This window comes from Prevotella scopos JCM 17725 (assembly GCF_018127785.1).
Lineage (GTDB): Bacteria > Bacteroidota > Bacteroidia > Bacteroidales > Bacteroidaceae > Prevotella > Prevotella scopos.
On sequence record NZ_CP072390.1, the window covers coordinates 1,470,029 to 1,493,041 of the forward strand.

Annotated in this window: 21 protein-coding genes, 1 tRNA gene and 1 pseudogene; 7 read left to right on the forward strand and 16 right to left on the reverse strand. The window is 42.4% G+C overall.

The annotated features are described in order from the left end of the window. The first annotated feature begins 53 nt into the window (after nucleotides 1–53). From glpA to glpC, 3 genes are all read left to right on the forward strand, one after another. Nucleotides 54–1,652: an anaerobic glycerol-3-phosphate dehydrogenase subunit A gene (gene glpA / locus J4856_RS11500; RefSeq protein ID WP_025837785.1), complete on the forward strand. Its 1,599-nt coding sequence runs from the start codon at nucleotides 54–56 to the stop codon at nucleotides 1,650–1,652. Between the two features lie 116 nt (nucleotides 1,653–1,768). Next, nucleotides 1,769–3,019, forward strand: coding sequence for a glycerol-3-phosphate dehydrogenase subunit GlpB (gene glpB / locus J4856_RS11505; RefSeq protein ID WP_025837783.1), 1,251 nt, complete (start codon nucleotides 1,769–1,771; stop codon nucleotides 3,017–3,019). 4 nt (nucleotides 3,020–3,023) lie between these two features. Further along, a complete protein-coding gene (gene glpC / locus J4856_RS11510) occupies nucleotides 3,024–4,280 on the forward strand; it encodes an anaerobic glycerol-3-phosphate dehydrogenase subunit GlpC (RefSeq protein WP_025837781.1) in 1,257 nt (418 codons plus the stop codon). Nucleotides 4,281–4,541: 261 nt separating this feature from the next. Here glpC and J4856_RS11515 read toward each other — a convergent pair whose 3' ends face one another. Next, nucleotides 4,542–5,444, reverse strand: a complete 903-nt coding sequence (locus J4856_RS11515) for a hydrogen peroxide-inducible genes activator (protein ID WP_065367703.1) — start codon at nucleotides 5,442–5,444, stop codon at nucleotides 4,542–4,544. A 489-nt stretch (nucleotides 5,445–5,933) separates the two neighbouring features. Between J4856_RS11515 and ahpC the strand changes: the two genes are divergently transcribed. Both ahpC and ahpF read left to right on the forward strand, forming a co-directional pair. Then, complete coding sequence (gene ahpC, locus J4856_RS11520; RefSeq protein ID WP_025837780.1) at nucleotides 5,934–6,500, forward strand: alkyl hydroperoxide reductase subunit C; 567 nt, start codon at nucleotides 5,934–5,936, stop codon at nucleotides 6,498–6,500. Nucleotides 6,501–6,616: 116 nt separating this feature from the next. Beyond that, nucleotides 6,617–8,170: an alkyl hydroperoxide reductase subunit F gene (gene ahpF, locus J4856_RS11525; protein ID WP_025837778.1), complete on the forward strand. Its 1,554-nt coding sequence runs from the start codon at nucleotides 6,617–6,619 to the stop codon at nucleotides 8,168–8,170. 207 nt (nucleotides 8,171–8,377) lie between these two features. Here ahpF and J4856_RS11530 read toward each other — a convergent pair whose 3' ends face one another. The 7 genes and pseudogenes from J4856_RS11530 to J4856_RS11560 all read right to left on the reverse strand — a co-directional run bounded on the left by J4856_RS11530 (nucleotide 8,378) and on the right by J4856_RS11560 (nucleotide 12,954). Continuing rightward, nucleotides 8,378–8,578: a helix-turn-helix transcriptional regulator gene (locus tag J4856_RS11530; protein WP_025837777.1), complete on the reverse strand. Its 201-nt coding sequence runs from the start codon at nucleotides 8,576–8,578 to the stop codon at nucleotides 8,378–8,380. After that, complete coding sequence (locus J4856_RS11535; protein WP_025837775.1) at nucleotides 8,568–9,059, reverse strand: hypothetical protein; 492 nt, start codon at nucleotides 9,057–9,059, stop codon at nucleotides 8,568–8,570. The genes J4856_RS11530 and J4856_RS11535 overlap by 11 nt, the downstream gene beginning before the upstream one ends. Nucleotides 9,060–9,195: 136 nt before the next feature. Further along, nucleotides 9,196–9,789 carry a hypothetical protein gene (locus J4856_RS11540; protein WP_025837772.1) on the reverse strand — a complete coding sequence of 198 codons (594 nt, stop codon included), beginning with the start codon at nucleotides 9,787–9,789 and terminating at the stop codon, nucleotides 9,196–9,198. A 249-nt stretch (nucleotides 9,790–10,038) separates the two neighbouring features. After that, nucleotides 10,039–11,916 carry a heavy metal translocating P-type ATPase gene (locus tag J4856_RS11545; protein ID WP_025837770.1) on the reverse strand — a complete coding sequence of 626 codons (1,878 nt, stop codon included), beginning with the start codon at nucleotides 11,914–11,916 and terminating at the stop codon, nucleotides 10,039–10,041. 113 nt (nucleotides 11,917–12,029) lie between these two features. Continuing rightward, on the reverse strand, nucleotides 12,030–12,266 hold the full coding sequence (locus J4856_RS11550) for a hypothetical protein (protein ID WP_025837768.1): 237 nt from the start codon (nucleotides 12,264–12,266) through the stop codon (nucleotides 12,030–12,032). Then, nucleotides 12,266–12,739: pseudogene (locus J4856_RS11555) on the reverse strand (DUF3990 domain-containing protein). The gene J4856_RS11550 and the pseudogene J4856_RS11555 overlap by 1 nt, the downstream one beginning before the upstream one ends. Further along, on the reverse strand, nucleotides 12,736–12,954 hold the full coding sequence (locus J4856_RS11560) for a DUF3791 domain-containing protein (protein ID WP_025837766.1): 219 nt from the start codon (nucleotides 12,952–12,954) through the stop codon (nucleotides 12,736–12,738). The pseudogene J4856_RS11555 and the gene J4856_RS11560 overlap by 4 nt, the downstream one beginning before the upstream one ends. A 152-nt stretch (nucleotides 12,955–13,106) precedes the next feature. Between J4856_RS11560 and dusB the strand changes: the two genes are divergently transcribed. Continuing rightward, nucleotides 13,107–14,063 carry a tRNA dihydrouridine synthase DusB gene (gene dusB, locus J4856_RS11565; RefSeq protein ID WP_065367702.1) on the forward strand — a complete coding sequence of 319 codons (957 nt, stop codon included), beginning with the start codon at nucleotides 13,107–13,109 and terminating at the stop codon, nucleotides 14,061–14,063. An 89-nt stretch (nucleotides 14,064–14,152) separates the two neighbouring features. On the opposite strand, the gene J4856_RS11570 is transcribed toward dusB, so the two are convergent. From J4856_RS11570 to J4856_RS11585, 4 genes are all read right to left on the reverse strand, one after another. Next, a tRNA-Pro gene (locus tag J4856_RS11570) sits at nucleotides 14,153–14,225 on the reverse strand. A gap of 75 nt (nucleotides 14,226–14,300) precedes the next feature. Beyond that, complete coding sequence (locus tag J4856_RS11575) at nucleotides 14,301–15,623, reverse strand: UDP-N-acetylmuramoyl-tripeptide--D-alanyl-D-alanine ligase (protein ID WP_025837764.1); 1,323 nt, start codon at nucleotides 15,621–15,623, stop codon at nucleotides 14,301–14,303. A gap of 78 nt (nucleotides 15,624–15,701) precedes the next feature. After that, nucleotides 15,702–16,673 (reverse strand): ComEA family DNA-binding protein, encoded by a 972-nt coding sequence (locus J4856_RS11580; protein WP_025837761.1) that lies wholly within the window; start codon nucleotides 16,671–16,673, stop codon nucleotides 15,702–15,704. A gap of 184 nt (nucleotides 16,674–16,857) precedes the next feature. Beyond that, on the reverse strand, nucleotides 16,858–18,219 hold the full coding sequence (locus J4856_RS11585) for a sodium-dependent transporter (RefSeq protein WP_025837759.1): 1,362 nt from the start codon (nucleotides 18,217–18,219) through the stop codon (nucleotides 16,858–16,860). 150 nt (nucleotides 18,220–18,369) lie between these two features. Between J4856_RS11585 and J4856_RS11590 the strand changes: the two genes are divergently transcribed. Next, the gene (locus J4856_RS11590; protein WP_373277339.1) at nucleotides 18,370–18,684 is read left to right on the forward strand and encodes a VanZ family protein; all 315 of its coding nucleotides are present in this window, start codon (nucleotides 18,370–18,372) and stop codon (nucleotides 18,682–18,684) included. Here the strand turns inward: J4856_RS11590 and J4856_RS11595 are convergent. From J4856_RS11595 to J4856_RS11610, 4 genes are all read right to left on the reverse strand, one after another. Beyond that, on the reverse strand, nucleotides 18,644–19,141 hold the full coding sequence (locus J4856_RS11595; protein ID WP_025837758.1) for a CYTH domain-containing protein: 498 nt from the start codon (nucleotides 19,139–19,141) through the stop codon (nucleotides 18,644–18,646). The genes J4856_RS11590 and J4856_RS11595 overlap by 41 nt on opposite strands. 79 nt (nucleotides 19,142–19,220) lie before the next feature. Next, entirely contained in the window at nucleotides 19,221–19,358 is a 138-nt protein-coding gene (locus J4856_RS11600; protein WP_172823680.1) for a hypothetical protein, read from the reverse strand. 56 nt (nucleotides 19,359–19,414) lie between these two features. Next, a complete protein-coding gene (gene prfB, locus J4856_RS11605) occupies nucleotides 19,415–20,530 on the reverse strand; it encodes a peptide chain release factor 2 (RefSeq protein WP_065367701.1) in 1,116 nt (371 codons plus the stop codon). Between the two features lie 111 nt (nucleotides 20,531–20,641). After that, nucleotides 20,642–22,450 (reverse strand): AMP-dependent synthetase/ligase, encoded by a 1,809-nt coding sequence (locus J4856_RS11610; RefSeq protein ID WP_025837756.1) that lies wholly within the window; start codon nucleotides 22,448–22,450, stop codon nucleotides 20,642–20,644. Between the last annotated feature and the right edge of the window lie 563 nt (nucleotides 22,451–23,013).

Below are 23,013 nucleotides of genomic sequence, written 5' to 3' on the forward strand. Positions count from 1 at the left end.
TTTCGTTCCGAAACATTGCAAATAGATTTTGACCAATTACAACTACCTAAAAAATGAACAGTGTAATAAACAAGGATTACGATGTGATTATCATCGGTGGAGGCGTTACTGGCGTAGGCACTGCACGCGATTGTGCTATGCGTGGACTGCGCGTACTTCTTGTAGAGAAGTATGACTTCAGCAATGGTGCCACAGGTCGCAACCACGGCTTGCTCCACAGTGGAGCACGCTATGCAGTGACCGACCCAGAGTCAGCTTCGGAGTGTATCAAGGAGAATATGATACTCCGCCGAATTGCTCACCACTGCGTAGAACCTACTGATGGCTTGTTTATTACGCTCCCTGAGGACGACATACAATACCAAAAAACATTCGTTGAGTCCTGCCAGAAAGCAGGCATTAGTGCTAGTATTATTTCACCTGAGGAAGCACGTCGCATAGAACCATCGGTCAACCCTGACCTGATTGGCGCTGTGCGAGTGCCAGATGCTGCTATCGATCCATTTTTTCTTACGACAGCAAACGTTGTTGATGCACGTCGTCATGGAGCCGATATTCTAACCTATCAGCAGGTAGTAGGACTCATTTTAAGCAATGATCGTGTGGAGGGCGTCCGCCTCCGTAACAACCATACAGGAGAAGAAAGCGAAATTCGCTGTCGTATCGTTATCAATGCTGCTGGTATCTGGGGGCATGATATTGTCAAACTGGCTGGTATAAAGGTGAATATGTTTCCTGCGAAAGGAACACTCCTTATCTTCGGTCATCGTGTCAACAACATGGTTATCAATCGCTGTCGTAAGCCAGCCAATGCTGACATCCTCGTCCCAGATGACGCTGTTTGTGTCATTGGCACTACCAGTGATCGTGTTCCTTATGACACGATAGACAATCTGAAGATTACCCAAGAGGAAGTTGATATATTGATAAAGGAAGGAGAGAAACTTGCTCCGAGCCTTGCGACAACACGCATCCTCCGTGCTTATGCAGGTGTCCGACCACTTGTTGCAGCCGATAATGACCCGTCAGGACGCAGCATCAGTCGTGGAATCGTCTGTTTAGATCATGAGACACGAGATGGAGTGGGTGGACTTATTACGATTACTGGCGGTAAGATGATGACCTACCGACTCATGGCGGAAGAGGCAACCAACCTAGCCTGCAAGAAATTAGGTATAGATGCTGCTTGCCAGACAGCCATCCGTCCTCTTCCCGGAAGTGAAGGACATGATCCCGACACGAAACATCATACGTATTCAACAGCCCATATCGCTGCTAAAGGACGCCAAGGCAATTGCGTTCAAGAGATACCAGCACAAAGCATAGAAGACCGTTCCTTAGTTTGTGAATGCGAGGAAGTAAGTGTCGGTGAAGTGAAATATGCGATGGAGAAGTTGCACGTCCACGACCTCCTCAACCTTCGCCGCCGTACCCGAGTAGGTATGGGAACCTGCCAAGGAGAACTTTGTGCTTGTCGAGCTGCTGGCGTTATGTGTGACGCTGGAGATGAAGCTGAAAAGACATTGACCGACCTTCACGACTTCATCAATGAACGTTGGAAAGGTATGCAACCCGTTGCTTGGGGCAGCACACTCGATGAAGCACAGCTTACAACCAGTATCTATCAGGGTTTGTTAGGGCTAAGCAACTGATAACAAGCACTTGAAAGCAAAAGAAGTTTTTACCAATGAGCGTTCAATAGTCGTACCTACGCATCTATAAAACGCTAAGACGCACAACCATCTATCACATTCAAAAAACATCAACAATGAGCTATGACATTATCATAATCGGTGGTGGCCTCAGCGGGCTCACTGCTGGCATAACACTGGCAAACGCAGGTAAACGCGTTTGTATTGTATCGACAGGACAGAATAGTCTGCATTTTAATTCTGGTTCGTTCGACCTACTGGGTTATGATGACAATGGGAAGGTTGTCGAACATCCATTGGAAGCGATAGCAACGTTGGGCGAACAGCATCCTTATAAGAAAATTGGAGCTGAGAAGATTCAATCCCTTGCTGACAAAGCAAAGGCGTTATTGAAGGAAGTTGGCGTGAAGACAACTGGCAATAGCAAACAAAATCATTATCGCCTTACCCCATTAGGAACAACACGCCCAGCATGGTTGACAACAGAAGGTTATGTTATGAGCCAACAAATGGACATACTTCCTTGGAAAAGCGTAGAGCTCTTGAACATCCAAGGCTTCTTAGATTTACCAACAACATTCATCGCTGCCAATCTTAAGAAGAACGGAGTAGCTTGTCAGGTGAAGTCGTTTACAACTGACGAGCTGAGTCATGTGAGAAAAAGTCCTACCGAGATGCGTGCAACTAACATTGCTAAAGTATTGTCAGACGAAACTGCTTTGCGTAAAGTTGCCGATTGCATCAACGCCATTAGTGGCGATGCAGAAGTGTTATTATTCCCTGCCGTCTTAGGTTTTAACAACAACGATAGCCTCAACGAACTGAAAGCTATGGTAAAGAAACCTATTGAATACATCGCAACCCTCCCCCCTTCGGTATCGGGAGTGCGTACCACGCATCTTTTAAAGCAACACTTCACCCGCTTGGGCGGAACATTATTGGTGGGCGATACTGCCAATGGTGGGGTCTTCGAAGGCAATCGCCTCGTGTCAATCACCACCAAAAACCTCCCTTACGAGACCTTTTATGCAGACGAGTTCATCCTTGCTTCGGGTTCATTTATGAGTCACGGCCTACAAAGTAATTATCAACATGTATTCGAGCCGGTCTTCAGCCTTGACGTTGATGCTGCTGAAGCTCGAAGTGAATGGACAAAGGAAGATGCATTTGAAGCACAACCTTATATGGAATATGGTGCCAAAACAGATAAAGACTTCCACGCAATAAAAGACGGAAAGACTATCAGCAACCTCTTTGTTATCGGCTCACTTCTGAGCGGACATAACAACATTAAACTCGCTGATGAGACAGGTGTTTCACTCTTGACTGCCCTTCGGGTAGCTGAGACAATAACAGAAAGGAAATAAAGTCATGCCAGAAGGAATACAACTAAAAAATATCAGCGGTAATAACTTGGAACAATGCCTTAAGTGTTCCATCTGTACGGCTTACTGCCCAGTGTCTGCTGTGGAGCCAAACTATCCTGGTCCGAAACATTCAGGACCTGACTTGGAACGTTACCGACTAAAGGATAATAATTTCTTTAATGATGCGTTAAAAATGTGTCTGAACTGTAAACGTTGCGAAGTAGCCTGCCCTTCTGGTGTTCGCATTGCTGACATCATTCAGGCTTCACGTATCAAATACAGCACACATGGCCCTATTCTGCGTGACAGAATGTTGGCAAATACTGACTTTGTGGGAACGATGGCAAACCTCGTTGCACCAATTGTGAATACCACCTTAGGCTTGAAACCTGTCAAGGCTGTACTCCACACCGTGATGGGAGTTGACAAACATCGTAGTTTCCCAGCCTATAGCAGTCAGAAGTTTGAGACTTGGTTTAAGCGCAATGCTGCAAAACAGCAAGACAACTATAAGAAACACGTAAGCTATTTCCACGGCTGTTACGTCAACTACAATTTCCCACAGTTGGGCAAAGACCTCGTAAAGATCATGAATGCGGTTGGTTATGGTGTCCATTTGTTAGAGAAAGAGAAGTGTTGTGGTGTGGCATTGATTGCAAACGGACTCAGCGGTCAGGCGCGCCGTCAGGGAGAAGTGAACATCAAATCCATCCGCCAAGCTGCAAAAGAAAACCGAGTTGTCCTCACAACCAGTTCTACTTGCACCTTTACGATGCGTGACGAATACGAACATCTATTAGATATAAAGGTCGATGATGTAAAAGAAAACATCACTCTTGCCACCCGCTTCCTCTATCGCCTGATAGAAAGTGACGATATAAAACTTGCCTTCCGCAAGGATTTCAAGATGCACGCAGCCTACCATACGGCCTGCCACATGGAAAAGATGGGTTGGGTTATCTATAGTACAGAACTGCTTAAAATGATTCCAGGACTACAACTTACGATGCTCGACTCACAATGTTGCGGTATTGCCGGCACCTATGGATTCAAGAAAGAGAACTATGAACGCTCGCAACAGATTGGTGCTGGCGTCTTCAAACAGATAAAAGAAGTAAACCCAGACTACGTCACAACAGACTGTGAAACCTGCAAATGGCAGATAGAAATGTCAACTGGATATGATGTAAAGAACCCTATCTCAATCCTTGCCGAAGCCTTAGATGTTGAGGAAACAAGAAAGTTAAACGGCATAGAATAGGCAGTTTCTACAGATAACAACGATAAAATAAAAACAAAATTACAACCTAACCCAAGTTTAACCATTCACCATACAAAAAAAATAAAATTTGTAGGACACAAAGCCCATAAGAAAAACGAGGAAAGTATGGTGACTGCAAGAAATAAGCGAAAGTGGAGATTAAACCTGGGTTAAGGATTACCACAAGCCCCAGCCACTGTTGAAGTAGCTGGGGTTTACGTTTTCTATCTTTTTTACCGCTCAAAGAGAAGTTGTGAAGGCTTAAATCTGGATATTATCAGGTAAGGATTCTTTAACCTTCTCTATAAGCATGTTGCGCAATGTATGACGAATAAAGTTGGGCGAGGTCATCATAATGATTTCACGTGTAGGCACAGGATGAGCGAAAGGACGCACAAGGCGATGCTGCTCTTTCGTGAGCTGTGAGAGGGCAAGCTGTGGAATAAAGGTTACACCCTTACCCTTCTCTACGATACGCATAAAGGTCTCTATGCTTCCTAAGTTATAGCTCTTCTTGCTCAAGGTAGCTGACTTCAGTTGGCAGAACTTAACCAACTGATCACGAAAGCAATGCCCTTCATCCAACAACCACAAGAACTCTCCCGACAGGTCAGCAGGACGAATAAACTCTTTTTCGAACAATGGGTCGCTCTCGGCTACATAAGCAAAGAATTGTTCACGAAAGAGCGGTGTACACTCCATCTCCTCTAATCCATCAACACGTGCCAAGATTCCTGCATCAATGTCACCCCGACGAAGTGCTCTGCGCATATCTTCAGTTTTCATCTCCGTAATTCGCACATCCATCTCTGGGTGTTCGTTCATCAACTGAGGGAAAAAACGAGGAATAAGGTAAGGTGCGATGGTCGGTAATACTCCTACTTCAAATGTTCCCGTAAGTGCATGACGCTCCTCGTCAATCGTTTGTTTAAGTTTCTTTGCACGAGCAAGTACCTTCCAAGCCTGTTCTATCAGCTTCATTCCCGCTTGTGTAGGCTGTATCGGCTGACGTTTACGATCAAATATTTTCACACTTAATTCATCTTCCAACTTCTGAATCATCGAACTAAGCGTTGGCTGTGTGACATTACATTCATCGGCTGCTTTCGCAAATTGTTTATGCCGATAGACTGCCATTACATATTCTAATTGTTGTAGGGTCATTCTCTTAATACTAATGTATATACTAAGCAAATATAGCATAAAAGGGCAAATAATCGAGTTATCATCGTGTTATTTGTACTTTCTACTGCTTTTTTCATACTTTATAATGACTAATTGCACACATAATCACCATAATTAAATAGCCAACCACCATTTTTAGGTATCATATAAACCAAACAAACGAATATTACAAAGCGTTTGTAGAAACTCTACAAGGCGTTTGTAGAAACTCTACAAAGCCTTTGTAATCGTTGTACAAGACCTTTGTAGTAATAAAATATATCTTTAGTTATAATTTTATCGAGGTCGTATTCTTTTTATTCAAGCCAACAACAAACCCCAACGCGCTGATAATCAATGACTAAATATACCTTGATAGATTTTATTAATGACACGATAGATTTTTTCTATTGGTTGTAATGATTTCAAATACTAACTTTGCATTGCAAAACAAAAAGATTTAATCACATAAATAGTTTTAAGTAAGATATGGAACCAATTATTAATGCACACGCACCAGAGTTTACCGTTCAGGCTTTCCAGGACGGACAGTTTAAGACCGTTTCAAGCAAGGATATCGAGGGCAAATGGGCACTCTTCTTCTTCTATCCAGCTGACTTCACTTTCGTTTGTCCTACAGAGTTGGAGGATTTGGCTGACAAGTACGAGCAGCTCAAGGGTCTTGGTGTAGAGGTTTTCTCAGTAAGTACTGATACTCACTTCGTACACAAGGCATGGCACGATGCTTCTGATAGAATCAAGAAGATTAAGTACACTATGCTCGCTGACCCAACTGGCGTATTGAGCCGTGGCTTCGGTGTATATAAAGAGGACGAGGGTTTGGCTTACCGTGGTACATTCCTCGTAAATCCAGAGGGTCTCGTTAAGATTGCTGAGATTCAGGATAACAGCATCGGTCGTAACGCTGATGAGCTCGTTCGTAAGGTTGAGGCTGCTTTATTCGTTGCTTCTCACGAGGGTGAGGTTTGTCCAGCTAAGTGGAAGCAGGGTGGCGAAACATTGAAGCCAAGCATTGACCTCGTAGGTAAGCTCTAAGACTTAGTTTCTGTAATAACAGACATAAAAGTGTCATAGAAGTTATGGTGGAGAGATAAGTCTCGGACTTAATCTCTCCACCTTTTTATTAATCAAGGAGAGAAATATACAAACCCATGTTAGATTCAAATATACTCGAACAGGTGAAGGGCGTCTTTGCTTCGCTCTCATCTGATATAACACTTAGCGTTACACGCAATAGTAACGACGAAAACTCAGCAGAGTTCTCTTCCTTCCTCGAGGATTTCGCCTCTACTTCTGACAAGATTAAGACAGTTTATAAGGAGGGAGAACAGTTCTCATTCAGTATCCTTCGCAATGGTGAAGAGACTGGTATCAGCTTCCGTGGCATACCAAATGGACACGAGTTTACCTCCCTGCTCCTCGCTGTCCTCAATACTGACGGACAGGGTAAGAACCTTCCTGACGAGGCGATTGCTACACGTATCAAGTCATTGAAGGGTGAAATACGCCTTCAAACTTACGTATCTCTCACCTGTACGAACTGTCCTGACGTTGTTCAGGCACTCAACGTGATGGCGCTCATTAACCCAAATATCAGCAATGAGATGGTTGATGGAGGTCTTTGTCAGGACGAGATACAACGTTTGAACATACAGGGCGTACCTTCTGTATATGTCAATGGGGAACCATTGCACACGGGTCGTGGCGATCTTGGAATCCTTTTGCAGGAGTTAGAGGACAAGGTAGGCACCGACCATGATGAAAGTGCAGTGCAAACAGTACGTGAATATGATGTTATCGTACTCGGTGGTGGTCCTGCTGGAGCATCTGCTGCTATCTACTCTGCCCGCAAAGGCTTGCGCGTAGCTATCGTTGCAGAACGCATAGGAGGACAGGTAAACGACACAACAGGTATCGAGAATCTCATCTCTGTTACCAAAACGACAGGTACACAGCTTGCTGCCGACCTCCGTACTCATATCAATGACTATTCTATTGACGTGTTCGACAACCGAAAAGTGGTTTCAACCAACTTGAAAGAGGCTGTAAAGACCGTTTCAGTACGTGGTGGTGAAACCTTCACCGCACCTGCTGTCGTGATTGCAACAGGTGCAAGCTGGCGCCGTTTGGGTCTGCCAGATGAGGATAAATACATCGGTCATGGTGAACATTTCTGCCCTCATTGCGATGGTCCTTTCTATAAAGGTAAGGATGTAGCAGTCATCGGTGGTGGTAACTCTGGTATCGAAGCAGCCATTGACTTGGCTGGTATCTGCCGCCACGTAACTGTTCTTGAGTTTGCTGATGCTATGCGTGCCGATGAGGTTCTACAGCAGAAAGTAGCCAGTCTGCCTAATGTTGAGGTGTTCCTTTCTACCCAGACAACAGCCCTCTTGGGTGATGGTCAGAAGCTATCGGGTATCAAAGTAAAGGACCGTACCAATGACGAAGAGCGCGAAATAGCTTTAGATGGTGTCTTTGTTCAGATTGGCTTGTCGCCAAACAGCGATGCTTTCAAGGATCAAGTGGAGGTTACTCCACGTAGTGAGATTATCGTTGACGCAACCAATCGTACAAGTCTGAGTGGCGTATATGCTGCTGGTGACGTTACAACGGTGCCTTACAAACAGATTACAATCGCTATGGGAGAAGGTGCTAAGGCTGCCCTTTCAGCCTTTGACGACCGTATCCGTGGCGTGATATAATAGTAAAATCTTCTCTGACTTGAGTATATGTTGAGCCCGATGAGGCAAGTGTGAAATGTCTTCACCTTGTCCATCGGGCATTTTTTATTTAATTCTAAATTCATAATTCATAATTATGATTACTTTGATAATTCAAAATCCAGAGTGCACAATTCAGAATTATGATTACCGATGATATCGAAAATGAGGGAGTATATATACAAGGCTTTAATCGCCTTCTTCAAGTTCAAAAATATCATCTACACGCTTATCGAAAACACGTGCAATCTTCAAACTGAGAACTGTTGAGGGAACATACTTCTCGCTTTCGATAGCGACAATCGTCTGACGGGACACCCCAATAAGTTCTGCTAATTGCGCCTGAGTCATGCGTTTGATTGCCCGCTCTACTCTTATACTATTCTTCATTATCTATTCTCCTTTTATGTAGTTCGTAAAGAAAACGGAAGTGAAACAGCAGAAATATGCTAAACATTGATAGCATTAACAACGTGATATAAACCATTCCAAAGCAGAACCACGTGAAGATTACAAAGAAAATCGTATTTACTTTCAGTGCCCATACTAATGAACGCATACGGAGATGTTCAACATATTCATCCTCAACTCTTTCCTTTGAAAATGCTATCATATAGAGAGAGGTAAAGGTCAAACAGTAAACAATTTCCGAAAACATGTCTTCCTGCGCAAAATAGAAGAAAGAACGTCCCTCCTGTTCTGGAGCAAAGAAACTCAAGTTTCCAATGTGTAAGGTAATAAAACTCAGTCTGTCATCATTAAACCAGTCATTAATACCTAACCAAGAAACCATAATCATGACAAAGCAAGGGATAAAAATAAACCAACCAACCTTCCTAAAGATGTGGGGTAAAAGATAATCTGTTTTCATAAAGTAGCTTTTTTAATTAATAAGTAAAGATACCTATCACACCACAAAAGTAATATTTACTCTTCTAAAAGTCAAGTAAACTATACAAAAAGATTGCTTTAGTAATCTAATAATTAACCTATATTCACACTAAAAGCTATTTCTTCAGCTCTTTTTGCTCATTCTTTTTCTGAATAGAATCAGCTTTTAGTTCCAACTGTGTCTGTCGATAAGCTTTGAGGATAGGGTCTTCCTTATCCTCTAAACCGTCCATTTTCTTGAAAACTTCACGTAGCTTCTCAACATGCTGACGGTCTCTACGTAGCCGTTTATCAAGCATAAGCCCAACATCAAACTCTAATAGGGAATGGGCTGGCTTCTTCTCTAAGATGTCTCGTTTTGGCATCTTCTTCAACAGTTCACGCCCATCAACAACCTGTTTTCCTATCACCACGACTTCATCAAGATAATGTTCAGCGGGAAAAAGGAAGACAGTATCACGCAATACCTCACTCCGAAATAACTTCTCTGACGCATAGCCTTTCTTCTTAAAGGTAGCTATTTGGAATGAATCAGGCAGATTAATGGTTCCTTGCCATGTAGTAAGTCCCACATTCTTCCCATCCACACTGACCAATACATCACGTATCGGAAAGCGCGTTGCCCCATCACATACCAGCACTTTCTGTGCTTGAAGTGATGATAATGGTAGCAAAAGCCACAAGAGAAATAGAACAAGTCGTATCTGCATAGCAATCACTTCAATACTGCAAACTTACACAAAAGTTTTCTAATTTAGCTTTTTCCGTAATTATTTTTATCATAAAGTTACCAGATAACAACATTGTTTAAGAATGAAAAAGCATCTCCTATCAAAAGTGAAAGCCCTCTCCTATTTTACACGACCTTGCTTTTAGAGATATAAAAAAAGCATCTGCATAGCTACAGCCATACAGATGCCAAATCATTTTCATAAAAAAATATCGAGAAATAACTATCCTTACCTTGCTCGCATCGCATTGAGAACTGCAAGAACCATCACACCAACATCAGCAAAGACGGCTAATCCCATACTTGCCATTCCAAAGGTGGCAAGAAGAAGGACTGCTACCTTAATACCGATGGCGAACCATGCATTCTCTTTTGCTATGAAAATAGTACGGCATGAGAGTTCTATGGCAAGTGCAATCTTTGAAGGTTTATCGTCCATCAATACGACATCGGCTGCCTCGATAGCTGCATCACTGCCCAAAGCACCCATAGCAATACCCACATCAGCACGTGCCAACACTGGTGCATCATTGATACCATCACCAACAAAGGCAATTGTTTCACCTGTATTCTTCTCCTTAATGAGACGTTCAACATGGCTTACCTTGTCAGCAGGGAGCAGTTCGGCGTGGTATTCCGTCACCTTTGTCTGCTCCGCAATTTGCTCAACAACTTCCCTCTTGTCGCCGCTCAGCATCACAGTCTTGCTAACCCCCAACTGCTTCAGAGACTCTATTGCCTTCACAGCATCAGCCTTCAACTGGTCAGAAATAACGATATGACCTGCATATTCACCATCAATCGCAACATGAACTATCGTACCCGCATGGCTCGTACAACGTTTACAAGTAGGGATTGTAATACCAAGTGTTGCCATTAAACGGCTATTACCAACACTTACTTTCTGATTATTAACAGTAGCCGTAATACCCTGTCCCGCTGTTTCTTGTATATCTTCAACTGTACAATTATCCTTTTCATCTGTATATGCCATACGGAGGGCAAGGGCAATTGGATGGGTAGAATAACGTTCAACATGGGCTGCTAAATGAAGTAATTCATGCTCAGAGAGTTTCTCTGGGTGGATAGCCTCAACATCAAAAGTTCCACGTGTCAATGTTCCTGTCTTATCGAATACCACCGTAGAGAGCTTTGACAAAGCATCCATATAGTTACCACCCTTAATGAGGATTCCCTTATGAGAAGCTCCACCGATTCCTGCAAAGAAGGTAAGTGGAATAGAGATAACCAAAGCACATGGGCAACTTACAACCAAGAAGGTCAATGCACGATAGAGCCAAACACCAAAGGCTGGTGCGTAACTATCATAGAAGAACGGAGGAATAACAGCCAAAGCAAGGGCAGCAATCACCACGATAGGCGTATAGACACGTGCAAAACGGCGAATGAAAGACTCACTGCGTGACTTGTTATCACCTGCCTCCTCAACGAGTTGGATAATCTTTGCGGCGGTTGACTCGCTATATGGCTTTTCAACTTGCACCTTCAACACCCCCGAAAGATTGACACAACCAGAGATAACCTCCATACCCGCACTTACATCACGTGGCATACTCTCACCCGTAAGAGCTACGGTATTAAGACTGGAACTGCCCTCAAGCACCCTTCCATCTAATGGTATCTTCTCTCCCGGCTTAACAATCACAGTCTCACCAAGCTTAACATCCTCAGGACTAACACTCTCTACCGTTCCATTTCGCTCTACGTTAGCAACATCAGGACGGATATCCATCAGCTCAGAGATGGAGTCGCGCGCCTTATCTTCCGCATAATGCTCAAAGAGTTCGCCCAACTGGAAGAACAACATCACGAAGACTCCCTCAATAAACTGAGGTTCGGCATTAGGAAGGAAACCGATGAGTAATGCTCCGATAGTCGCAATACTCATCAGGAAATTCTCGTCAAAAGGATCGCCTTCCATGATTCCCTCAACTGCTTCACCTAATACATCATAACTGATAACCAGATAAGGAACCAAATAAACAAGCAGTACCTGCCACATTGGAAGTGCTGTGAAATGCTCTACTAACCATGCTCCAGCGAGGAGTACAGCCGTAAGAATGATTCTTAAGAGTTTCTTTTTCATAATCTAAAACCTGTTACTGCATTAATATTCTGCTGCAAAGATAAAGATTATGTTTTGCAACTGGGTTGCAAAGATGGCTGTAAATTAAATTTAGATAATCGTTTTAATAAAGATTAGTTGACTTGTGGCAACTGTCCAGTCTTATACTCATGCTTAAGCAAATGATACACATAGCCCGGGCTTTGGTCATAAAGCCCAGTCCGTTTGTTCTGCAGAAGTTCAAGTGTCTTTGAAGAATAAACAATATTCAAAGCTTCTGCTGTATCCAAATGGAAGTCTTCTATAAGATAAGTTGTCAGCTCATCAATCGTGAAATTGACAAGGTGATTAAATCTTTCTTGTTGTGTCATTACTTTATTCTTCTTAATTGTTTTACAGCCTTTTCAGTTCCGAAAAAATACTGATTACTGAGTTTCTTGAACTTAAGCATCCGAGTAAACTGTGCTAAAGTGACTGCTCCCGTCGTGTATTGGTTAATAAGAAAGGCCACTCCATCATCTGCTATAGGTCCGACAACGATATCATAATCATGCCGATAGTTTTTATTTCTTGACCTATTATTAAAGATAAATGTTGCCCACTCTGGGGTAGTTCCTTCAAAAACAAGCGCTTTTAAATCATCTTTATGCAAGACATTCTCATCAAATTCATACTCTTGTACAATGGCTTTTCCCCCCAATGCCTCTTGTTTTCGTTTCGCCATTCGTTATGCTTGCACACGTATTGTCGTCAAGTAAAAGCCTTTTCCAAAGTCTTTTAGTGGGAAAGACTTTGCAAGATCTATCTCTGAAAAATCAATATTAGTACCATGATAGAGTCTCATGCCAGTTCTCCTCCATTCTTTTGACAGACTTTAATAAGATCATCTACCGTATCTTCTATAGACAAAGTATGTTCCACGTCGTAATACTCTAAAAGAAATCGTATTCCTTTAAAGTTATAAAGATAGCGGAAAGCTTGCTGTATGGTCAAGTCAAAGCGACTACCAAACATTCTGATAACAGCGTTCAAATAGGGTATTTTGTATTGATCAGCCATAACTTCATGAACTTTATATTGCAAAAATAGCATAACTTTCGTGTACTGCAAAATATTTAAGAATGAAAAACACTCCTTTTCTTTCCCTTCCTTTTACTTTTTTACCCTCTTATCTATTTACTATTCAAAGCCTTTTCGTTACCTTTGCACCTATGAAAATAGGAACAATAGATTTGGGGGAACGCCCACTATTCTTGGCTCCAATGGAAGATGTAACGGATATTGGCTTCCGAAAGATGTGCAAACGCTTTGGTGCAGCCATGGTATATACGGAATTTGTGTCAGCTGATGCCGTCATCCGTAGTATCAAATCGACACTTTCAAAATTAGTCATTGACGATAGTGAGCGTCCTGTAGGAATACAGATATATGGTAGGGATGTAGCTTCAATGGTTGAAGCGGCTAAGATTGTAGAACAGGTAAAACCCGATGTGATTGATATTAACTTTGGTTGTCCGGTAAAGAAGGTGGCAAACAAGGGTGCAGGCTCTGGTATGTTAAAGAACATCCCACTGCTACTTGACATCACAAGAGAGGTAGTGAAGGCTGTCAACACACCCGTCACAGTGAAGACCCGATTAGGTTGGGACAACGACAACTTGGTTATTACCGACCTTGCAGAGCAGTTGCAAGACTGTGGTATAAAGGCCTTGACGATTCATGGACGTACCCGCGCACAGATGTACACAGGCGAAGCTGACTGGACATTGATTGGTGAGGTGAAGAACAATCCACGTATTCATATCCCCATCATCGGCAATGGTGACGTGACAAGTATTGAGGAAGCGAATGAGAAGTTCGACCGTTACGGCGTTGATGCAGTAATGATTGGTCGTGCAACCTTTGGTTGTCCATGGCTCTTCAATCAAGGTGAGAAGCAGTTGACTATCGATGATAAGATTGACATTCTTGAAGAGATGCTACGCATTAATGTGGAGCGTATCGACGAACATCGTGGTATCTTGCATACACGTCGACATCTAGCTGCATCGCCTATCTTCAAAGGAATCCCTGATTTTAAGAAGACACGCATCGCCATGTTGCGTACAACAAAGATGGATGAGTTGATGGCTATCCTTGAAGATTGCAGAGAAAGACTAAGGGAATGATAATTAATAAGGCTTATAAGGTCAATAAGGCTAATTAGCCCAATAAAACCAAAAAGGGAAAAAACCATGCGGTTTCTTCCCTTTTTCAGTCGGGATGACCAGAGTCGAACTGGCGACCCCTACGTCCCGAACGTAGTGCGCTACCAACTGCGCTACATCCCGATAGCTTAAAAGCAAGTGCAAAGTTAATTATTTTCTCTGAACTAACACAAACTTTCTCGCCGTTTTTCTTTCTTGTTAGAGCAAGGCTGGAAGCTCAAAAAGCTTGATGCCATTACTACCTTTTATCAAGATATAATGATTCTCAGGACGATGAAGAGCTATCTCTGCTTTCACACCATCAATGTCATGGAACTTGCGGAAATCGGTCTTTGTCTTCTCAAACTCCTCTCCAACAAGCCACACATTACGAATATCCGTAGTCTTTAATAGGTCAACAACCTTCTGATGTTCTTCTGCAGACGCATCTCCAAGCTCACGCATATCACCGAGGATAGCCATCTTATTCTCTACCTCCATTAGTTGGAAGTTCTCTATCGCAGCAGCCATACTAGATGGATTAGCATTGTAAGCATCCACAATAAGCTTGTTATGCGCAGTCTCCGTTAGCTGAGAACGATTGTTATGAGGCACATAGTTCTCCAAAGCATAGTTGATTTGCTGTGGCGTAACACCAAAGTGAAGACCAATAGCTATGGCTGCCAACATATTATCTAAGTTGTAAGAACCAATGAGATGGGTTTGCACTTCGTATGTGGTGGGTGAGGGATGAGGGGTGTTAAGGCTTGATGACTGCCATTCAAACTTCAAACACGGAGCACAACTAACAACGTTACCTTGCACGTCAGCGGTATCGTCCTGTCCGTAAGTTATGATACGATCAAACTCACGTTGCTCTGCCATCTCTGTCAAGTCAGGATTGCTCTCATTAAGGAAAAGCAGAGAATCGTGTGCTTTGAGGTAATCATAGAGTTCGCCCTTCGTTCGCTTAACGCCCTCAAAACTACCAAATCCTTGCAGATGTGCACGGCCTACGTTGGTAATCAAACCGCAAGTTGGTTCTACGTAAGTAACGAGTTTTTCAATGTCACCTGGATGAGAAGCCCCCATCTCGATAACTGCAATCTCATGTTCTGGACGAATACCCAACAACGTACGAGGCACACCCACGTCGTTGTTATAGTTCGCCTCCGTATGATGTACATTAAACTTCTCAGCCAATACGGCAGAGATAAGTTCTTTACTTGTCGTCTTTCCGTTTGTTCCTGTAATACCAATCACAGGGATTGAGAACTGACGACGATGCTCGCGTGCCAATTCCTTATAAGTAACAAGGGCATCCTCAACGAGAATATAACGCTCGTCGCCTACCTTTGCATATTCCTTTTCGTCAATGATTGCATAGCTACAACCCTTTCCCAAAGCTGCTTCAGCAAACTTATTACCATCAAATGAGGCTCCCTTCAATGCCACGAAGATACTTCCTTCAGGACAATTCCGACTATCCGTAGTCACGACGGGATGCGCTTGGTAAATCTTGTAAATCTCCTGTATATCCATTGCGTTTACTTTATTCTTAGTGCAAAGGTAAGCTAAATGAAAGACAATGCAAAGCAAAGAATGTCTTTTTTTAATCACTTAAAACGCTACATACGGACGCAAACGTTCGATAGTTTCTGGCGTAAAGTCCTTTAACAGGTGGAGTTGGGATAGATTTGTTAGTTTTCCTTTCAGTCTTCGATAGTCGCAGATAGCCCTTGCTTGATAGAAATTCATATAAGGATGCTTACGAAGTTGTGGAAGGGTTGCAGTATTAAGATTAATCTTTTCCGTATGTGGATTGACCACGGAGAAGTAAGGCAAGGCCTCTTCTGGAAAGCCCTCTATCTCTTGTAATTGTCCTACAACAACGTATCCACCTAAACGTTTACCATAATTGACAATCGCACGAGCCCACCCAGAGCCTATACCAGGCACCTTCTTCAATTGCGTTGTATCAGCTATAGCGAGGTTAATATGTTCCCCCACCTTTAGTTTAACTGGATAACGGAGGGTGTCACGATCATACCCTTTGTTCGGTTTATACGTATTTTGTGCTTTATAAGCTTCATAAGCCGCATGCGCAGCCTGCTTGTCAGCCTCCTTCTGGGCGATATAGGATTGTACAGAAGCAAGCGTGGAAGCTGGTTCGTAATCGTCACCAATTGTGATATAAGGTTCCAACTCCCGATACTGCTTGCGTGTAAGTCCATAAAGACGAGCAAAGTCCATTGGTGAACGATAGACTCCTCCCTTTGAACGATACTTGATGATATTGCGTACTTGATAAGGAGCTAGTCCTAACTTCTGCAACTCTTCAGCAGTAGCTGTATTCGGATCGAAGGGAAAAAGGTGTCGTCCTTCTGGCGTCACAACTTCAGGAAGTTGCTCTTTATGAGAAAAAGATGTGGACTTTCTATTGCTTACGCTATCGTTTTTCACGTCGGAAGTCTCCGTTGTTTGATTCCCAACAAAGATTATCAAACCCAGACAACAGATAATGAACAGCAATAATATGAAGATTACTTTCCTATCAGACTTATGAAGATAGAATAAAGATTGGAATTTCATAGTTTCTTGATTTTAGGTCATTCATACCCTTAAAGGGACACGAACATATAAGGAGTATAGATTTAATAGACAATAGTGAGTATAGAAAGTAAATAATAAACAGGTATAAGATATCATCAGTAGAAGGTTTCACGTCCCTCCCCCTTAGCAGGAAGGGACGGTAAGCGGGTATCATTCAGCTAACTTAGAACACTCCCAACTGATGTAAGAAGATAGCAAGTATAGCCAAAGGACAAACAAAGCGGATCAGGAAGTAATAAGTTCCAAAGAAGACACCACGTGTGGTTCCCCAGTTCGTAAACTCATCCTTTACCAGCTTTTTAGGTACATACCAGCCAATGAACAGACAGGTAAGAAGTCCACCTACAGGGAGGAAGATTTGTCCTGTCACAAAGTCGAAGACATCAAACAGATCGACACCTGCCACCTTGAGGAAGCTCCATTCGCCCAACGATAAAGAACAAATAGCACCAATCATTGAGCAACCACCCGTAACGATCATTGCTGCACGTGAACGACTGATGTGTAACTCCTCTTGAAAGAAAGCTGTACTCACCTCATGTAGAGAGATTAACGAAGTCAACGCTGCCACGGAAAGCAACAGATAGAATGCCAAAGAAATGACATATCCTAACACGGGCATGCTTGCAAAGGCCTGTTCAAAGACATTCGGCAACGTGATAAAAATAAGAGAAGGACCGCTATCAGGACTTACGCCTACCGAGAAGGCTGCTGGGAAAATCATCAGACCCGCCAAGATAGCAACACAGGTATCAATAACACCAATCTGTACAGCCGAATTCAATAATTTTGTATGACGACTATAATAAGATGCATAAGTACAGATACAACCCATTGCGATACTCATTGAATAGAACGACTGACCTAAAGCACCAAGGAACACATCGCCTGTCACCTTACTAAAGTCGGGCTTCAACAAGAATTCAATACCCTTACCTGCTCCAGGAAGTAAACAAGATGCAATGACAATAGCTACCAAGAGGATAAAAAGCGCTGGCATCATTATCTTTGAAGCACGCTCTATACCATTTCTAACGCCATGAATGATAACATAATGCGTGAAAAGTAAGATCATCACTGTCCACAGAACAGGCTTCCAAGGATTGGTAGAGAAGTCTGTAAAATACGACTTGAAATAGTCTGGCGTACCATGCAGATGTCCCATTGCAGAGGCTACACCATACTGCAGACACCATCCAGAGACCACAGCATAATAACCAGTAATGAGGAAACCGGTGAGCACACCTAAGAATCCCACCCACTTCCAAGCTGTTCCATTGGATAACTTTGTATAAGCACGTGCCGTATTTGACGCTGCATGACGACCGATAATGAACTCGCTAATCATACAAGGCAAGCCTAACAATAAGATACACCCGATATAAATAAGAATGAAAGCAGCACCTCCATTCTGACCTGTCATATAGGGAAAACGCCAAACATTACCCAAGCCGACAGCACCACCTGCTGTGGCCAGAATCATACCTAGCTTGCTTCCAAACTTTGCTCTTTTCTGTTCAACCATATAAATTAGAATTGAATATATGCGCAAATTTACGAAAAAATCTCTATTTTTGTATCAAATTAGAAGTGAAATATGAATAAATTACAGCATATCTTAACTAAACACCCATTTAGTTGTATCATTGTAATAGCTACTTGGATTTTGTGTTTTATGAATATTCCAGAAACTCCACTGAGCAATGTCAGGTTTATTGATAAGTGGACACATAGTCTTATTTACTTAGTTTTAGGACTCAGTTTAAGCATTGAATACATACGCACAACAAAGCATCCCAGCCCCAAGTTCATCATTATCTGGGTCTGGTTACTACCTATTCTTATGGGGGGTCTCATAGAAATTCTTCAGTCCAACTGTACGAATGGAAACCGAAGTGGTGAATGGCTCGACTTCTTTGCAGATGCTATAGGCTCTACAATAGCCTTAGTTATCGGTATTCTTCTGGTATGCTATCGCGCCAAAGCTTAAATGGGTTTCGTCGCATGTGTGAATTATAGAAGTGTCGAACACCCGTCACCTCCATGCCAATAAAGTCTGGTTTTTCAAAAGCTTCATCCTCACTTCCTAACTCAACCTCTGCCAACACGAGTCCTTCATTATCACCATGAAACTCGTCTATCTCAAAAGTATGTTCGCCAAAAGGAACAAGATAGCGATGTTTGTCAATTACACCCGGCTCGCATAACAGCATAAGTTGCTGTGCTTCCTCCAGTGTAATCTCTTTCTCGAACTCATAACGTGATAAGCCACCTGTGCGTGAAGGGCCTTTGATTGTAAGATATCCTTTATCGTCCCTGATGCGAACACGAACAGTATTAACAGCTGCAAAATACCCTTGCTGTATATGACTGCAATTGCTTGCAAGCTTTTTCCAGTCCATTTTCTTATGAACTAAGAACTTTCTTTCAATCTCTAATCCACTCATGAGACCCCTATTGTTAATATAATAAGCGACTATTGCCTAGCAAAAGCACAACAGTCGTCCATTATCAATACTATATTTATTAGCTATTTGATGCTATAATGATTGTAAGGATACCCAAAGCAACCAATATCACGGCAATCCATGCGATAACACGATTAGCCTGTTTCTCTTGCTTGAGTTCTCTTGCTTTACGATTAATTTTACGTTTTTCGTTCATAGTTATATTCTTTAAAGATTATATATTATCAATTAATTAAAGTGGAGAATAATGGCTTATTCCTCCGTTGGGAACTCCATGAGGTAAGCCTTGATGAAGTCATCAATCTTACCATCCATCACACCATCCACGTCTGATGTTTGATAATTTGTACGATGATCCTTCACACGGCGGTCATCAAAGACGTAACTACGAATCTGACTTCCCCACTCTATCTTCTTCTTACCAGCTTCAATCTTAGCCTGTTCTTCCATGCGCTTCTTCATAGCACGGTCATACAACTGCGATTTCAGGAGCTGCATAGCCTTGGCACGGTTCTTTGGCTGATCACGCGTCTCCGTATTCTCAATCAAGATTTCCTCTTGCTCTCCTGTGTCAGGATCCTCATACTGATAGCGAAGACGTACACCCGACTCCACCTTGTTGACGTTCTGTCCACCGGCACCACTCGAACGGAAGGTATCCCAACTAACACGAGCTGGGTCAACATAGACCTCAATCGTGTCATCTACCAACGGCGTAACGAAGACACTGGCAAAGCTGGTCATACGCTTACCTTGAGCATTGAACGGACTGACACGTACCAATCTGTGCACACCATTCTCACTCTTCAGATAGCCATAAGCATATTCTCCACCCTCAAACTTCATTGTCACACTCTTAATACCAGCCTCATCGCCTTCCTGTATGTCAGAGATAGTAACTTTATATCCTTGTGCTTCTCCCCAGCGCATATACATACGCATCAGCATAGAAGCCCAGTCCTGGCTCTCCGTACCACCCGCACCAGAGTTGATTTTCATCACACACTCCATCGGGTCTTCCTCCTGACGTAGCATATTCTTAAGTTCTAAGCCTTCGATAACCTTAAGAACCTTAACATATGCGGTATCAACTTCCTCTTCAGTAACAAGTTCATCTTTATAGAAATCGAATGCCAGCTGTACCTCATCAGCCAACGCGCGCGCCTTGTCATAGTCTTTGACCCATTTCTCAATGTCTTTAACTTTCTTCATCTGTTCCTGTGCACGAGCTGGGTCATCCCAAAAGTCTGGCGCTTGTGTACGGAGTTGTTCCTCCTCAAATTCTATTCGCTTCTTGTCAATATCAAGATAACGATGCAACGCTTCAGTGCGTTCTTGTATATCTTTTAGCTGATCTGCTGTAATCATATCTTTTCTTTTATCGTTGGGAGGTAGGTTTGGAGAACAAGGATGCCTAGGAAAGAGTCAATCCTAAAAACCAAAGAAACCCTCAAAACAATTAACTTGTCAACTCGTCAACTACTCCTCGTACATTTTTTCAATGGCATCATGGTAACGGCTGTTGACAACCGACCGCTTCAACTTCAACGTATTGGTTAACTCTCCACTCTCCATTGAGAAATGGTGAGGAAGAAGAGTGAAACGTTTAATCTTCTCGTAGGAAGCCAAACGCTGTTGTAAGGTTTCAATACGCTCACGCATCATTTCGTTGACACGCTTATTCTCGCATAGCTCCTCACGGTCCTTAAACTCTATATGATTCTCCTTTGCCCATTCTTCCAGTGCAGAGAACTCTGGAACAATCAGCGCAGCAACAAACTTACGCTGGTCGGCAATCACAGATACCTGTTCAATGAACTTGTCTACCAACAGCATCGCCTCCACCATCTGCGGTGCAATGTATTTACCATTTGATGTCTTAAAGAGGTCCTTGATACGTTCCTTTAAGAACAACTCACCACCCTTCAAATAACCAGCATCACCGGTATGGAAGTAGCCATCCTTATCGAAAGCCTCTGAATTAGCTGTATCATGGCGGAAGTAACCCGGTGTAATCGTAGGACCTTTCAACATTATCTCACCTTCATCGCTGATCTTTATGTCAATTCCTTCGATTGGTCTTCCAACGGAACCAACAGTATAAGGTTGTCCTAAATAATCACAACTCACAGTGGCCAAACTCTCCGTCAGACCATAACCAACAAGCATGTTAAGCCCGATGCTATGTACAAACTCCTCAACCTCAGGTGACACATATGCGCCAGCTGTTGGGAAGATATGCGGATTCTCTAAGCCTAACTGCTTGCGCACAAGGCCCAACACTGTCTTATTGACAAACTTATACTCCATTTCTAGAGTCAAGGGAACACGTTTACAACGTGCAATATATTGTATGTTACGTTTTCTTCCAATACTCAGAGCATGATAGAACAACTTACGCTGAACAATGCTAGAGTTGTCCATACGGTCCTTTACCGCTACATAAACCTTCTCCCAAAAACGTGGGACAGCGGCCATGCTTGTAGGATGTGTCTCACGCATACTCTGTTGAATCTCCTTTGGGTAAGTGTTTACAATCAGCTCTGCACCCACGCTGAGCCCCAGATAAGCCCAGCCACGCTCAAAGATATGACTGAATGGTAAAAAGTTTATAATACGGTCCTTACTATTTACAGGCACACTCTTCATATTACCTTCCATAGCTGCATGATACATCTTATAAGTCAGGACAACGCCCTTACTCTCACCAGTCGTTCCACTTGTGTAAAGGATATTACAAATATCATCATTGTTAGCCTCAGCCCAACGGTCTTCAACCTCAGACTCACGTGGGAAACCCTCGCCTAACTTTAAGAAGTCTTCAAAGTAAATTGAATTAGGGTCATGCGTACTAAGGCGTACACTTGAATCAAAGACGATGATTCGTTCTAGTGAAGGGCACAGAGAGACGACACGACGTGCCTTGTCATACTGCTCCTGTTCTCCAACAAAAAGGAACTTCACCCCAGCATCCTGAATCATATATTGTATCTGCTCTTCAGAACTAGTCGCATAAAAAGGAATACTAATCACACGTACACCATATGCACCAAACTCTGTATAAAGATGGTAAATAGTGTTTTGTGAAAATACTGCGATAGTTTCTTGTGGCTTCAATCCGAGGTTCAAGAGCGCATTTGACACTTGCTTTACACGCATTGAAAACTGATTCCATGACACAGTCTTCCATTCCAGACTACCAAAGTTACGGAAAGTGATCGCTGGTTTAGCACCGTATTTTTTTGCTTGTTCATGAATAAGAACAGAGAGATGTCCGATTGTCTGCATTGTTTCCTAATTTATCATCGTCAAATCAGTATATACAAAGACCTACAAAATCCTTTATTCAAACAACTGATTGCACTTTATTTTCTGCAAATATAAACATTTATCCGCAAAGCAAAAAATAAAATAGATATTAAATTACAAATTCCAGCTTTTACTTTCCTCTTACACAATAGTATAAAATAGAACAATTATATTCATTTATAGAACAAACGAAACAATAAAGAAATATGAATAAAGCCATCAAAAATCTAACCTTAAGCTCTATACAAATAACATTTATCGGGTGTACAAATCAACAAGCAAAAAGAAAAGGCTGTTAGCATAATCTTATATTATAAGGTACGAACGATATGCGCTTTTGTTAAGTGTTATCAAAGGAGAACAACCCCTTATTACTAAGGAGTTACATTAAGAAGATATACCTAAAGAGTAAAGTACTCATCATCAGCGAGCAACAGACATTCTTCAGAACCAATCTTTGACCAACCTGCCAACCTTTACTATAAAAAAATATCTTCATAAAGAGAATTTTGTTTCTCTTTATGAAGATAAGATCATTACAG

What these genes read in the sequence shown, in the direction of transcription:
- glpA (WP_025837785.1), top strand. Translation starts at nt 54, where the DNA reads ATGAACAGTGTAATAAACAAGGATTACGATGTGATTATCATCGGTGGA.
- glpB (WP_025837783.1), top strand. Translation starts at nt 1,769, where the DNA reads ATGAGCTATGACATTATCATAATCGGTGGTGGCCTCAGCGGGCTCACT.
- glpC (WP_025837781.1), top strand. Translation starts at nt 3,024, where the DNA reads ATGCCAGAAGGAATACAACTAAAAAATATCAGCGGTAATAACTTGGAA.
- J4856_RS11515 (WP_065367703.1), bottom strand. Translation starts at nt 5,444, where the DNA reads ATGACCCTACAACAATTAGAATATGTAATGGCAGTCTATCGGCATAAA.
- ahpC (WP_025837780.1), top strand. Translation starts at nt 5,934, where the DNA reads ATGGAACCAATTATTAATGCACACGCACCAGAGTTTACCGTTCAGGCT.
- ahpF (WP_025837778.1), top strand. Translation starts at nt 6,617, where the DNA reads ATGTTAGATTCAAATATACTCGAACAGGTGAAGGGCGTCTTTGCTTCG.
- J4856_RS11530 (WP_025837777.1), bottom strand. Translation starts at nt 8,578, where the DNA reads ATGAAGAATAGTATAAGAGTAGAGCGGGCAATCAAACGCATGACTCAG.
- J4856_RS11535 (WP_025837775.1), bottom strand. Translation starts at nt 9,059, where the DNA reads ATGAAAACAGATTATCTTTTACCCCACATCTTTAGGAAGGTTGGTTGG.
- J4856_RS11540 (WP_025837772.1), bottom strand. Translation starts at nt 9,789, where the DNA reads ATGCAGATACGACTTGTTCTATTTCTCTTGTGGCTTTTGCTACCATTA.
- J4856_RS11545 (WP_025837770.1), bottom strand. Translation starts at nt 11,916, where the DNA reads ATGAAAAAGAAACTCTTAAGAATCATTCTTACGGCTGTACTCCTCGCT.
- J4856_RS11550 (WP_025837768.1), bottom strand. Translation starts at nt 12,266, where the DNA reads ATGACACAACAAGAAAGATTTAATCACCTTGTCAATTTCACGATTGAT.
- J4856_RS11560 (WP_025837766.1), bottom strand. Translation starts at nt 12,954, where the DNA reads ATGGCTGATCAATACAAAATACCCTATTTGAACGCTGTTATCAGAATG.
- dusB (WP_065367702.1), top strand. Translation starts at nt 13,107, where the DNA reads ATGAAAATAGGAACAATAGATTTGGGGGAACGCCCACTATTCTTGGCT.
- J4856_RS11575 (WP_025837764.1), bottom strand. Translation starts at nt 15,623, where the DNA reads ATGGATATACAGGAGATTTACAAGATTTACCAAGCGCATCCCGTCGTG.
- J4856_RS11580 (WP_025837761.1), bottom strand. Translation starts at nt 16,673, where the DNA reads ATGAAATTCCAATCTTTATTCTATCTTCATAAGTCTGATAGGAAAGTA.
- J4856_RS11585 (WP_025837759.1), bottom strand. Translation starts at nt 18,219, where the DNA reads ATGGTTGAACAGAAAAGAGCAAAGTTTGGAAGCAAGCTAGGTATGATT.
- J4856_RS11590 (WP_373277339.1), top strand. Translation starts at nt 18,370, where the DNA reads ATGAATATTCCAGAAACTCCACTGAGCAATGTCAGGTTTATTGATAAG.
- J4856_RS11595 (WP_025837758.1), bottom strand. Translation starts at nt 19,141, where the DNA reads ATGAGTGGATTAGAGATTGAAAGAAAGTTCTTAGTTCATAAGAAAATG.
- J4856_RS11600 (WP_172823680.1), bottom strand. Translation starts at nt 19,358, where the DNA reads ATGAACGAAAAACGTAAAATTAATCGTAAAGCAAGAGAACTCAAGCAA.
- prfB (WP_065367701.1), bottom strand. Translation starts at nt 20,530, where the DNA reads ATGATTACAGCAGATCAGCTAAAAGATATACAAGAACGCACTGAAGCG.
- J4856_RS11610 (WP_025837756.1), bottom strand. Translation starts at nt 22,450, where the DNA reads ATGCAGACAATCGGACATCTCTCTGTTCTTATTCATGAACAAGCAAAA.